The 13,326-nt window shown below is 33.0% G+C and carries 9 protein-coding genes; 5 read left to right on the forward strand and 4 right to left on the reverse strand.

Annotated features, from left to right (window positions below; genetic code table 11):
• Genes GYM72_RS05975 through GYM72_RS05985 form a run of 3 tightly spaced genes read right to left on the reverse strand, consistent with a single transcriptional unit; the run spans nucleotide 1 to nucleotide 5,480 of the window.
• Nucleotides 1-3,099 (reverse strand): efflux RND transporter permease subunit, encoded by a 3,099-nt coding sequence (locus GYM72_RS05975; protein ID WP_220263771.1) that lies wholly within the window; start codon nucleotides 3,097-3,099, stop codon nucleotides 1-3.
• Nucleotides 3,100-3,105: 6 nt separating this feature from the next.
• Nucleotides 3,106-4,188, reverse strand: coding sequence for an efflux RND transporter periplasmic adaptor subunit (locus GYM72_RS05980; protein WP_220263772.1), 1,083 nt, complete (start codon nucleotides 4,186-4,188; stop codon nucleotides 3,106-3,108).
• 5 nt (nucleotides 4,189-4,193) lie between these two features.
• On the reverse strand, nucleotides 4,194-5,480 hold the full coding sequence (locus tag GYM72_RS05985) for a TolC family protein (protein ID WP_220263773.1): 1,287 nt from the start codon (nucleotides 5,478-5,480) through the stop codon (nucleotides 4,194-4,196).
• A 494-nt stretch (nucleotides 5,481-5,974) separates the two neighbouring features.
• On the opposite strand from GYM72_RS05985, the gene GYM72_RS05990 reads away from it, so the two are divergent.
• Complete coding sequence (locus tag GYM72_RS05990) at nucleotides 5,975-7,276, forward strand: hypothetical protein (RefSeq protein ID WP_220263774.1); 1,302 nt, start codon at nucleotides 5,975-5,977, stop codon at nucleotides 7,274-7,276.
• 116 nt (nucleotides 7,277-7,392) lie between these two features.
• On the opposite strand, the gene eco is transcribed toward GYM72_RS05990, so the two are convergent.
• Nucleotides 7,393-7,902, reverse strand: coding sequence for a serine protease inhibitor ecotin (eco, locus tag GYM72_RS05995; protein WP_220263775.1), 510 nt, complete (start codon nucleotides 7,900-7,902; stop codon nucleotides 7,393-7,395).
• Between the two features lie 429 nt (nucleotides 7,903-8,331).
• On the opposite strand from eco, the gene GYM72_RS06000 reads away from it, so the two are divergent.
• The 4 genes from GYM72_RS06000 (at nucleotide 8,332) to GYM72_RS06015 (ending at nucleotide 13,021) form a co-directional block, all read left to right on the forward strand.
• Complete coding sequence (locus tag GYM72_RS06000) at nucleotides 8,332-8,760, forward strand: hypothetical protein (RefSeq protein WP_160563908.1); 429 nt, start codon at nucleotides 8,332-8,334, stop codon at nucleotides 8,758-8,760.
• Nucleotides 8,761-9,163: 403 nt separating this feature from the next.
• Nucleotides 9,164-11,614, forward strand: a complete 2,451-nt coding sequence (locus GYM72_RS06005; protein ID WP_220264960.1) for a thiamine pyrophosphate-dependent enzyme — start codon at nucleotides 9,164-9,166, stop codon at nucleotides 11,612-11,614.
• A 7-nt stretch (nucleotides 11,615-11,621) separates the two neighbouring features.
• Nucleotides 11,622-12,701 (forward strand): DNA replication/repair protein RecF, encoded by a 1,080-nt coding sequence (locus GYM72_RS06010; RefSeq protein WP_220263776.1) that lies wholly within the window; start codon nucleotides 11,622-11,624, stop codon nucleotides 12,699-12,701.
• Between the two features lie 26 nt (nucleotides 12,702-12,727).
• Nucleotides 12,728-13,021, forward strand: coding sequence for a DUF721 domain-containing protein (locus GYM72_RS06015; RefSeq protein ID WP_160563912.1), 294 nt, complete (start codon nucleotides 12,728-12,730; stop codon nucleotides 13,019-13,021).
• The last annotated feature ends 305 nt before the right edge of the window (nucleotides 13,022-13,326 follow it).

Consider the following 13,326-nt stretch of genomic DNA (forward strand, 5'->3'; position numbering starts at 1 on the left):
TTATGATTTAATTTTTCTTTTCTTGCGGTAAGCAAAATAAAAAACTTGCGGTAAAATAGTAAATGATAAAAGCATACAGGTGATTATACCCCCTACAATCATAATTGCCAAAGGCTTTTGAACTTCAGAACCCATTCCATTGGACATGGCGGCCGGTAATAATCCCATCGATCCCATAAGGGCTATCATCAGCACCGGACGTATCCTGCTTTTAACTGCACTATCTATGGCTAATCTTAAATTTCCGGTTGAATTCATCTTTTTCTTCATCAAAGCAATCAACAAAATGCTGTCAATAGCGGTAATTCCAAAGAGTATAATAAATCCTATTCCTGCAGAAATTCCAAAAGTGGTACCGGTTATCCACAGGGAAATAAAACCACCAATAAAGGCATAAGGCATGGCACTTGCTGCAATTAAAGTGTCTTTGATGGTTCTGAAATTCATATAGAGTAAAAATAAGATCAACAATAAGGCGCAAGGAACAATAATCATCAATCGTTGTGTTGCTCTTTGTTGGCTTTCAAATTCTCCTGCCCAAACCATGCGATTTCCTCGACCTAGTTTGACCTCTTTATTTACTTTTTCTTGGGCTTCTTTGATAGTAGAACCTAAATCACGGTCGCGAACACTAAACCCAACTCCGATGTACCTGCTGCTTCCATCTCGATAGATAAACGTCGGACCGGTTACAAATTTGATATCGGCAATTTCTTTTAACGGAACATGTTTTCCATCCATGGTTGGTATTAAAATTTCCCCGATCTTATCTTCATTATCTCTGAATTCTTTTTGAAATCGTACTCTGACATCAAATATTTTTTCGCCTTCATAAAACTGGGTGGCAGCTTTACCTCCTATTGCCATTTCCACTACTGCTTGAGCATCTGCCATGGACACCGCATAACGGGCCATACGATCTTCGGATAAACGGATTTGTAATTCAGGTAAACCGATACTTCGGAACACATTCACATCTTCTACTCCTTTCACTTTTTGTATGATAGAAGCTGCATGATCTGCCATTTGTTCCAACTTTTGTAGATCATCTCCGTATATTTTAATTACTAAGGAACTTTTTACTCCTGCTACATATTCTTCTACATTATCTTGTATGGGTTGGCTAAAGCCGAAAACTGTTCCAGGATAAATGTCTAAAGAATCTTTCATTTCTCGGATAAGCTCTTCTTTTTTAACTTTTTTCTTCCATTGATTTTCCGGCTTCAACTGGGCATGGAATTCTATGTTAAAAAACCCGGTTGGATCTGTTCCGTCATTCGGACGTCCAGTCTGTGACAAGACAAATTGTACTTCATCAAAACTCCTCAACTTCTTTTTCATTTGTTGAGTGATTTTTACTGATTCGTCCAAATTAATACTGTTGGGTAAGGTAGCACGTATATATATTGCTCCTTCGTTCATACTAGGTATAAATTCCGTACCCCAAAAACTAAATCTTGCGATGCAAAGCACTAACAGTATAAAGAAGGTTATAATACTTCCTTTACGATGTCGGGATGCAAATAGAAAAATTTTATATAAATGGGAGGAAAAGAATCTGCTGATTGCATTTGATTTTTCTTTAACCGGTTTGGTAAGCAAAATTTTACACATAACCGGCACATAGGTAAGAGATAAAATTAATGATCCCATTAATGCATATCCTAAAGTAAATGCCAACGGGGAAAACATTTTACCTTCCACTTTTTGAAATGAAAAGATAGGAAATAAGGCAACGACCAAAATAATCTGAGCAAAAAATATGTGAGAAGCAACTCCTCCGGCACTTTTTTTAATTAATCCCCCTTTAGACGATTTTATAAATCGTTCTCCTCCCAACTCTTCCGTTCTCTTTACCATCGAGACAAATATGATTTCAACGATAACCAATGTTCCCTCGAGCAACAATCCAAAGTCTAGCGCTCCCATTGAAATAAGGTTCGCCGGAAGTCCTTGTATTCGAAGCATAATAATGGCAAATAAGAAAGAAAGCGGGATAACCGTAGCCACAATCAAGGTGGTTCTCCAGTTAAACAGGAAAATAAATACTACAATGGAAACCAACACAATACCCTCGATCAGGTTTTTCATTACGGTATGGACAGTAGCATCTACTAAGGTTGTTCGATCTAAAAAAGGTACGATTTTTACGTTTTCTGGTAATATACGATCATTTAAATCGGCTATTTTAACTTTTAAATTTTTAATCACGTCTCCCGGATTTTGTCCTCTCAGCATTACCACAATTCCCTGTACAACATCATCTCTATCATCTAACCCTACTTGTCCCAAACGTGGTTTTGAAGAAACAGAAACGTTGGCAACTTGTTTTACTCGTATAGGAGTGCTCCCTTTTACTTCAATAAGTATATTTTCAATGTCTTTGATATTGTCCAGTAAGCCAACTCCGCGTACTACATAGGCTTGACTTCCTTTTTGTATGACATCTCCTCCTACATTTATATTACTTTTTGAAATAGCTTCGTAAACCTCCAAAGGCGAAAGTCCGTAATTAGCTAATTCTGTAGGATTTACTTTTATTTCATAGCATTTTTCTTCTCCACCGAAACTTACAATACTGGCTACTCCGGGAACTGATAAGAGCTCACGCTCTACTACCCATTCGTTAAGAGCAGATATTTCGCGAACAGGAAGATCACTTTTAATAGTATAACGGTATATTTCACCGGTAGCACCGGAAGGCGGTTCTATCGATGGATCGGCTCCTTCCGGAAGATCCATATCCTGCATACGATTTGAAGCATATTGCTGAGCAAAGAAATCATCTACTCCATCTTCAAAAATTACGGTTACCACCGAAAGACCAAAAAGAGAAGTAGAACGTACCTCCGTTTTTCTGGGAATGGTATTCATTTCCTTCATTATAGGAAGTGTAACAAATTTTTCAATTTCTTCTGCACTTCTTCCCGGCCATTGGGTTATAATTCGTACTCTTGTGTTAGTTACGTCGGGATAGGCCTCAATAGGTGTGTTTAGATAACATACAATTCCGCCGATAAATAAGAGTACGCTAAGAAATAGTATTAGTATGTGATTCCTTAATGAAAAGGCAATACATTTTTCAACAAACTTATGCATGTTTTGTTATTTGTTTTTTAAAGCTGAATAAATTAGTAATTGATTGTTAACTACAACATTTTCTCCTTCGGAAAGACCGGATAGGATATATGCGGTTTCTTCGTTGTGACCTTGAAGTTGAACTTCTTTAACTTTGAATTTTTCTTTGGATTCTTCAACGATTACATAGTATTTATCGTCATCGAAAATGAGTGCGTTTACCGGAATTGACACATGGGTATTTTCTGTATTGTTTTTTAGTTTGATGGTCATGGACATTTCGGGCTTAAATTTCAAATCTGCATTTTCCATAACTATTCTTGCTTTCAAAACTCTTTCTTCAGAATCAAAAACTTGAGAAATGGATTGTATGGTTCCGTGAAATATTTCACCCGGATAGGATAAAGAACTCATTTCTACGGGCATTCCTACTTTTACAAATTGTAAATTACTCGCGTATACATTGGCTATCACCCATACTTTACTTAGGTCTGCAACCGTAAATATAGGCTCAGCATCCGGAGATATGGTACTGCCTGATGTTATATTTTTGTTTATAATATACCCGGTCATAGGAGAAACGATGGAAGAATTGCCGCTTCCATTGGATCCTACCACAGACATATCCGTATGTACCCTTGCTAAAGAGGCCTCAGCTTGTTTTACTTTAGCTCTTGCTTCAACCAATTCGCTTTCGGATAGCATGTTGTCTTTATACATGGATTCCGCACTTTTTAGTTCTCTTCTAGCGACTTCCAATTCAGATTGTAACCCGGATTTTTCGGAATGTAAAGAGTTTACTTCTAAACTTCGAACATTTGCCAATACTTGTCCTTGTTTTACTTGGTCTCCTAATGAAAAATAGGTTTTTGTTACCACCCCATTAATTAATGGAACATAATTAACGATCTTATCCGGATCATATTCTACTTTACCTGTAAGTGTTAACTCTTCTTCTTGTGGCTTTAATTCCGCTTTTATGGTTTTTACATGTTTAAAAAACGACCGGTTTATTGCAGCTTCTTCCTGAGTTTTTGATTGGTTATCTTTTACATGGGTGCAGGATAGGGCAAGTGCCAGAACGGAAAGTATGTATATATTTTTTTTCATGGGATTTATCTTATTTCTTTTCCAACAGTATATTGTAACTCTTCAAATTGTGTATTAAGATTTTTTTGGGTATTTAATAGGGTTTCTTTATTGGTTTTATAGGCATCCATGAAATCTATAAATTCCAACATGCTTATGTTTCTTTTCATCAGGTTTCTGGTATAAGCATCTAACATATAGTCCAAATCTTCGGAAATATTTTCTTTTTGTATATCTTTAAACAGGTGGTAGGTGTCGGAATAGTTAGTATAAGCTTCAGTAATTTCATGCTGTGCGGTAGTTACTACTTGTTTTGCTTGATATTTGCTTTGCTCTTTGTTAACTTGGGCTAACTTTATATTTCCTTGATTTCTATTGAAAAAGGGTAAATCAAAGCTTACGCCGAACCCTATAAAATCTTTCCATGGGGCACTTATACGATCATAATTGACAGCAAAGGTTAAATCGGGTACTTTTTGTGCTTTTTCATATAATAAATCTTTATCAAAATAATCAATTTGAAGGTTAGCAATTTTAATATCAGGTCTGCTTTCAGATGCTTCTTCTAAAATTTTTGGTAATAAGATATCATCCGGATTTTTTACTTCATTGTCTCCTTCGAGTATTTCAACCGTATTCAGGGGAGGAATATTCAATAAAGATTTTATAATTTTCTGCTGTTCGTTATAATTATTTTTAACCTCATATATTTCTCCACTAAGCTCTAGTTGCGAGGATTGCAAACGAATTAAATCTTTTTTTGCTATATTTCCTTCGGCAACTTGATTTTTATAAGCCGCAATAAGCTTTAAAAGCGCTTCTTGCTGGTGATTTAATATTTTTTGATAGGATTGTAAATAGATGAGTTCTTGCAGCGATTTTCGTACTTCTAGTTTTAAGCCCCGTAATGTCTCCTCAAACTCCTGAACAGCGATTTCTTTCGAAACCTTTTCTCTATTTATTAGTTTACCTCTTTTTCTAGCTGTTTTAACCATTTGGCTAAGTTCCATCGTAAACTCTGTATTTTTAGCAAACTTTCCAAAGAGTGCCGGAATTTGCTCTTGTTCTCGTTGAGATTTCGTACTCCATAAATTAACATCACCTAACGAAAAGTTAGGATTGTCCCATAGTTTTGCTTGTACAACAGCAGCTTCGGCAGCATCTATATTCATTTTTTCTGCCAACAACTGTAAATTTTGTTTGAGAAACAAACCTTCTGCTTGTTCCTTGGTTAATTGAATTACTTCTGCTTTTTGTGCAAAAACCAGACTTGTAAGGAAGGTACAAACCAGTAAAAAAACGTATTTACGCATTATATAAGCATTATTTTTTGTCTTAAGACAAATTTATTTACCAAATATTAGATTGAAATTTGACCTGCGTTATTTTTATATTAAAGAGACATTAGAATTATATTAGAAAAACTGTACATCTTCAAATAGTATATTTTATAATCTAATTAGAGGTATATATCATAATCTATAGGTCATACTATTTTATAAATAGAAAGGGTGTGAATTTCGACTATAGAAATATAGTAAATTATAATAACCATCAATTATTTCAAAAAATTATATAATTATTAAAATTATAATGATAAATATAAAATAAATATTTACATTTGTATTCAATATTATTATAACACAGAGATACTACTTTCACTAAAAAACTTATGTAAGCGTTTTTGACAACATACTATCGAAAAAATTTTAAAGCTTGAAATTATTTAATTAAATACTTAATATACTTTTAAATACCTTTTAAATACATATTAATAAAAACACAAATCATTAAATGAATCTTATTTATGAAAACTAAATTTATTTTTTTAGGGATGTTATCAATTCCCATACTAGCATTAAGCCAAGTTGGCGTAAATACTAATAATCCACAAGGAATCTTTCATGTTGATGGTGCGAAAGATAATCCAGACACTGGTTCCTCTACCCCGTTTCAAGATGCGAACGATTTTATTGTTACTTCAGATGGTAGTGTGGGTGTTGGTACCACTTCTCCCGATGCTTCTTCCATCTTGGAACTAAATGTAGACGGACTTAATTCCGGCAGTAAAAAAGGTTTTTTAGGCCCACGTGTATCTTTAACATCAAATATAGACACTCTCACAATTACGGATCCCGCTGTAGGATTATTAGTATATAATTTGGGAAATAATCCCAACTTCGTTTTTAATGGATATGTTTTTTGGAATGGAAATCAATGGAAGACATTAGATGGTCGTCCCATTATTCCGGGAACAATTCAAAATTTGACCTGTAATGCAGTTATGGCAATTCCAAGTTTTTATACTGCCGGCCAAACGTATAGTGGTATTATGACGGTACCTTATACCGGTGGTGACGGTGGAACCTATCCTGCTCAAAAAATCGGACCTGTAAACGGTCTTACAGCAACACTTGATGCCGGACAATTTAATGTTGGAAACGGTGCTTTACGTTATGTGGTAGAAGGAACTCCATCGGTTTCAAGTCCTCAGATAACAACATTTCCGATTACCGTAGCCTCGAAAAACTGTGAAGCTGCAATTGGTGCGGGTATAGGGATTGCACCCGGGGAACATGTTTACTATCGATCTCCGTATATTGATGCCGGTTTTGGTGATTCATCAACTAGTTTTTGGAGTGGTAATAGTAAAGAGTATTGGTTAAGCCAATACGTTAAAGATCTACCCATTTTAGGAGGTAAACTAAGATTAGATGCTTATTTATTAAATGGGGCAAATTCACCAGCGGGGATTTCCTATAATCCCAGATTAGTAAACATTACTACTTCCCCTGTTAAATTATGGTATGGAGCTAGAGCTAGTGCAACGTATAAAGGTGATGCTAACTTGATTTTACCTGCCAATGGAGGGTTTGTAAGTTTAGATGATGGTATTTGGTGTAATGTGGGTGATAATAATGTCATGGCTAATGCAAATGATATTAATAATAAGCCTTCATATGATCAGACTGAGATAATAACCGTAGATGTTTCTCTGGATGATAAATGGTATAAAGTTTATTTTTTTGGATTTATAGATAATATGAATACTATTGATTATTCAGATAACCTAAGAAGATTTTATATTTCAATTCAAAGATTATATTAAATCGTATATGTTGAATTACTAATATTTTTTTACTAAAGATATTTAAAAGTTAAACTTTTATATAGTAGGGAATTCTTTTCAAATTGAAAAGAATTCCCTTTTTTTAACCCTATTAATTATTTCACTGAAGCAGTTTTTTCTTTTCCGGCTTCCCAAATTTTGTATTTGATTACATACCCTTGGGGAGTATAGATCACTAGGGGAAGTTTACTGTTATATGTAATAATGATTGATTCAGAAGAGATAAATTTTTCTTTTTTTACTATCTGTGGACAAGCCATTCGTGTAGAAATAGTCTTTCCTTCTGAAGAAAACTCGTAAAAGCTATATCCCCAACCCTCTAACTCTTTTTCTTCTATTTTTCCCAGTAAAGTATGTTTATTGCAATCTACTTTCATTATTTTTCCGGGAATAAGTTCTACTTTATAAAATTCTTCATTATTTTTCTTATCTAAAATAATCACATGACGTATCATGCCTGGTTTTGCCTCTGGAAAATTTACTAATTCTTTTCCGGGATCATTTTTTACTTCTTTTTGATGCATTGATTCTCCACTTAATTGAGTAAAAGATACTAAAATACTGCCTAAAATAATTCCTGTTAAAAATTTTTTAATTGTTTTCATTATATTACTTTTCAATTTTTGATTTATTCTTATAGATGTTTTTCTTACTATTTTTCCATAAAAAATTTAAATTTTTTTTTTATATATTATCTAATTAAAATTTAAGCACTTTATACTTATATAAAATAGTATTCAATCGTATATAAAATAAAAAAATGTAGCTTCAAATACTATTTCAATCTACAATTTTAAGTTAAGTTTTTAGAAAACATTGTTATATTAAATTTAATAAATTTATTAAATAGTAAATTTTAGGTTGCTTTCTCAAAATTAGATATTTATATTTCTGTTATATTAAAATTCAATCATTTTAAAACCTCTTTAAATTTTTAGATTCCTTCAATATATCTGCTTTATTATTTCATGATTTCTTAGTATTTTTACTTTGTTGGATTTAAATTATATTTCCTCTTTATAAAATTTTATGTAATGAAAAGATTATCTTTATTAGTACTTTTCGAAGCGATAGTATCCGTTTCGATTGGCATATTAATGTCTAAAATGTCTTGGATTGGTCGAATGGGAATTAATTTATTTCGAGGTGAATATAAAATATTAAAAATATGGTGGAAAACCGCTCTTCTAGTTTTTAGTATTTTATTCATACTAATGCTTGTTCAATACCTCATCAAGCGTATATGCCATTTGACGGTCTCTCGGCTTTTCTTTTTTTTATTTTTATTACTCGGTTGTTTAGGACTTGCCTATACATATCATGATTTTTCTACGGTTTATGAACATAAAATCATGAAAGAACGTTTTCATTTAGGTGGTTATTTATTTTGGATCGGTTGGATTGCTTCTAATTTATACTTTCTTGTAACTCCTTATCAAAAATCAGTTCAAGTCAACGAATAATTATATTTATAAATGACTAACTATTCTTCCTAATATTTAACAATTATATTAAATATTTTAATCCGCTATCTATTTCGATTGAAAATTATATACTTAGGCTACAAAAATTTAACTTTACATTGATTAAGTGTTTTATTTTATTTGATAGCTATTTTTTTATTTAAAATGCTTTGATAGATAGCTATTTTTCGAAAATATGTATGTAATGAAATCTCTCCATGACCCTAAAATAAAACCATTTCATTCCATTTAATTTTATAAATACTTGAAATTATATCTGTTAAAAGGCAAGTAATTTTATAACTTAAACTTTTAAATACATTGCTTTTTTCAATAGGTTTATGTTCGAATAAAATCTGTAACTTTGTTTCTGCTAAAAATATTTATAGGAGTGATTAAAGATATAAATTCTACTATCTCAGATGCTAATTTAAGCTTCCAGGAATTTAAAAAAGAAGTATTAAATGATTATAGATTGTGCTTAATCAGCCGTTATTCCAGTTTATTGGCAAGAAAGGAAGTTCTTTCGGGAAAAGCAAAATTTGCCATTTTAGGAGACGGAAAAGAACTTCCGCAACTAGCCATGTCTAAAGTTTTTAAAAATGGAGATTTTCGTTCCGGGTATTATCGCGATCAAACCCTAGCATTTGCAGTAGGTGAAATTACTATTGAAAATTATTTTGCACAATTATATGCTGATACCGATGACCAAAGAGAACCGGAATCAGGCGGAAGAATGATGAATTGTCACTATGCTACTCATTTAATTGATGAAGAAGGTAATTGGAAAGTTCTTACGGAACAAAAAAATAATGCTGCAGATTTATCTCCCACAGCCGGGCAAATTCCACGTTTATTCGGATTAGCTTACGCTTCCAAAATTTACAGAAATTGTCCCGGACTTGAAGATAAAATACAATTTTCCCATCAAGGCAATGAAATAGCCTTTGGTACTATCGGGGATGCGAGTACATCAGAAGGACATTTTTGGGAAGCATTAAATGCTGCTTGTGCTTTGCAAATCCCTATGGTTCTTTCCATCTGGGATGACGGTTATGGCATCTCCGTTGAATCGTCTAAACAGAGAGCCAAAGACGATTTTTCTGAGCTTTTGGAAGGATTTAAAAGAACCAAGGAAAAAAATTCCAGAGGATGTGAAATCATTACGGCGCGAGGATGGGATTATGCCGAATTAATTGAAGCCTATGCGCTTGCAGAAAAAATAGCCCGTGAAAAACATATCCCCGTTATTATACATGTAAGTGAACTTACTCAACCTCAAGGACATTCCAGTTCGGGGTCTCATGAAAGATATAAATCTGCCGAACGTTTGGAATGGGAAAAAGAACACGATTGTATTAAGAAATTCAGAGAATGGATCATTGATTATGAAGCGTACGACCAAACGAACAATCAAAAAATACAAGTTGCAACCGAAGAAGAATTATTGAGTTTAGAAAAAGAAATTAAACAATTGGTTAAGGAACATCAAAAAAATGAATGGAATAAATTCCGTGCAGATATGGATGCTCTAAGTAATCAAACGGTTTCTTTAATCTCTGCCCTAGCTGATGAAAGTGTTAAAAAGGCTTTTATAAATTTGAAAAAAGAAAACTTTCAACAGCTGTCTCTTCCTTATAAAAAAGATATTTTCCATTTTATACGTAAAGTTCTTCGAATTGTCAGAGAAGAAAATACACAGGCCAAAACGAATTTGCTTACTTGGTATAGTCAAATTTCTGATAATGAAAGCCTTAATTACAATTCCAAATTATATACAGATACCCGATATTCAGCACTTCATGTTCCGTATATTGCCCCTGTTTATGGTGAAAATCCGGAATCAGTGGATGGAAGAATAGTAATTAGAGACAATTTTGATAAACTTTTTGAAAAATATCCTGAAATAATAGCCTTTGGTGAAGATGTAGGAAAGATTGGCGATGTGAATCAAGGATTTGAAGGATTGCAAGATAAATACGGATCCTACCGAATATCCGATACCGGAATACGAGAAAGTACCATTATAGGTCAAGGATTGGGAATGGCTATGAGAGGACTGCGTCCTATTGCTGAAATTCAATATCTGGATTATGTGTTGTATGGTATTCAAACTTTAAGCGATGATCTGGCTTCTTTAAGTTATCGTACGAAAGGAAGGCAAAAAGCTCCGTTAATTATCCGTACTCGAGGACACAGATTAGAAGGCATTTGGCATTCGGGATCTCCTATGGGCGGAATCATTAATTATATACGGGGTATTTATGTTTTGGTTCCCAGAAATTTTGTGCAGGCAGCCGGATTTTACAACACCATGCTACAAGCTGATGAACCGTGCCTGATTATTGAATGTTTAAACGGTTACCGACTGAAAGAAAACTTGCCGATTAATTTAGGTGAATTTACAACTCCGGTCGGAAAGATTGAAATTACCCGAGAAGGTAAAGATATCACTGTGGTGACTTATGGAGCAACATGGAAAATTGTTTCAGAAGCTGCCAAAGAATTACAGACATTAGGCATAGATATTGAAATTATTGATATTCAATCTTTAATACCGTTTGACCTAAGTCATGAAATTGTGGAAAGTCTTAAAAAAACCAACCGTTTGGTTATTGCTGATGAAGACGTTTCCGGAGGGGCAAGTTCGTATATTTTGCAAAAAATAATTGAAGAACAAAACGGTTTTCAATATTTGGACTCAGCTCCTAAAACTATCACGGCTAAGGATCATCGACCGGCTTACGGTTCTGACGGAGATTATTTTTCAAAACCTTCTGTGGATGATGTGGTTGAAAAAATATATGAGGTTATGCATGAAGTAAATCCCACCGAATATCCGAAAATAAGTTAACCCGTACATGTATCTTAAAAATCTTAGATTATTTAATTTTAAAAACTTTTCTGAAAAAAATTTCACTTTTTCCGAAAAAATAAATTGTTTTGTAGGAAATAACGGAGTTGGAAAAACGAATGTATTAGACGCAATTCATTATCTTTCATTGACTAAAAGTTACTTAAATTATTCTGATCAAAACAATATACGTTTTCATGAAAACTTTTTTTCGGTGGAGGGCAATTTTTCGGATGAAAAAACAGAAGATTCGATCAGGATTGTAGTTCAAGCGGGACAAAAAAAAGTTATTAAAAGGAATTCTAAGACGTACGAAAAGCTTTCCGATCATATTGGTAAATATCCTTGTGTGATGATTTCCCCCTATGATCGAAACTTAATTAGTGAAGGCAGTGAGTTTAGACGAAAATTTATGGATGGAATGATCAGTCAAATTAACCCTGATTATCTCCATCTGATTCTTAGGTATCAAAAAGCTCTAGCCCAAAGAAATGCTTTATTGAAATTGTTTTCAACGAACAATTATTTTGATGCTATCAGCTTAGAAATGTATGATTCCGAAATGATTGAACACGGAACAAAAATACATCAAATCAGAAAAGAATTTATCTCGTCTTATGTGCCTAAATTTTGTAGTTTTTACTCTGCACTTTCCCAAGGTGAAGAGGATGTAACCATTGACTATATATCGGATTTAGAACAAAAAGAACTTAGCAATCTCTTAAAAGAAAATTTAGACAAAGATCGAGCTGCTGCTTATACTACTCGAGGGATACACAAAGATGACCTCATTTTTAAATTGTTTCAATACCCTATAAAAAAATTTGGATCTCAAGGGCAGCAAAAATCTTTTTTAGTTGCATTAAAATTAGCACAATTAAAAACTATCAAAGAATATTCGTCTAAAAGTCCGGTTTTATTAATGGATGACATATTCGATAAATTGGATGATCATCGAGTGGCGCAATTGGTAAAATTGGCTCATGAAGAACAATTTGGACAAATATTTCTTTCCGATACGCATAAAGACCGAACGGAAAAAATAGTCCGACAAATCAGCTCGGATTATCTGATTTTTGAACTGTAATTTTTCTAACCAACAATCCTATATATATGAGTCTTAGAAGAAAAGAGCAAACGAGCAATTCTGCCATTAAAAACCTCATAAAAAAATTAGGAATGGAAGAAAAACTTCTTATTCTTGAAATGGAAGAAAAATGGAGAACGATGATGGGTAACCCTATCGCTAAGCATACTCAACGAATTTTTATAGACAATGAAACTTTATACATACAACTGGACTCGTCTGCTTTACGTCATGAATTAAATTACAGTCAAAACAAAATTCTTTCTGAACTAACTAAAGATTGTTCACAAACTTTTTTTACTAAAATTAAATTTATCTAGTCTTTTTATCTTATTTTTCAACTATAACAAGCATCTACACAAACTTTTTAATTTTTTAGAAGTAAGATTATAAGGGATCTTTATTTAAAAATTAACAAGTGGTTAGTAGTTATTGTAGAAAATCTTAAAGTTCCAACCTTCACTTTTTTTAAGAACATATAAAATTTTACCAACGTACTTAATTGATAAGTATTAATACTTTCTTAACTTAACTTATTAAGATAATTAGTTAAATTAGCCGATAGTATTTTTTATCATACTTATAAAACTCCTTTAATGGGATAGAAACATAGGGTTCGAATAAA

It is taken from the genome of Apibacter sp. ESL0404 (assembly GCF_019469245.1).
Lineage (GTDB): Bacteria > Bacteroidota > Bacteroidia > Flavobacteriales > Weeksellaceae > Apibacter.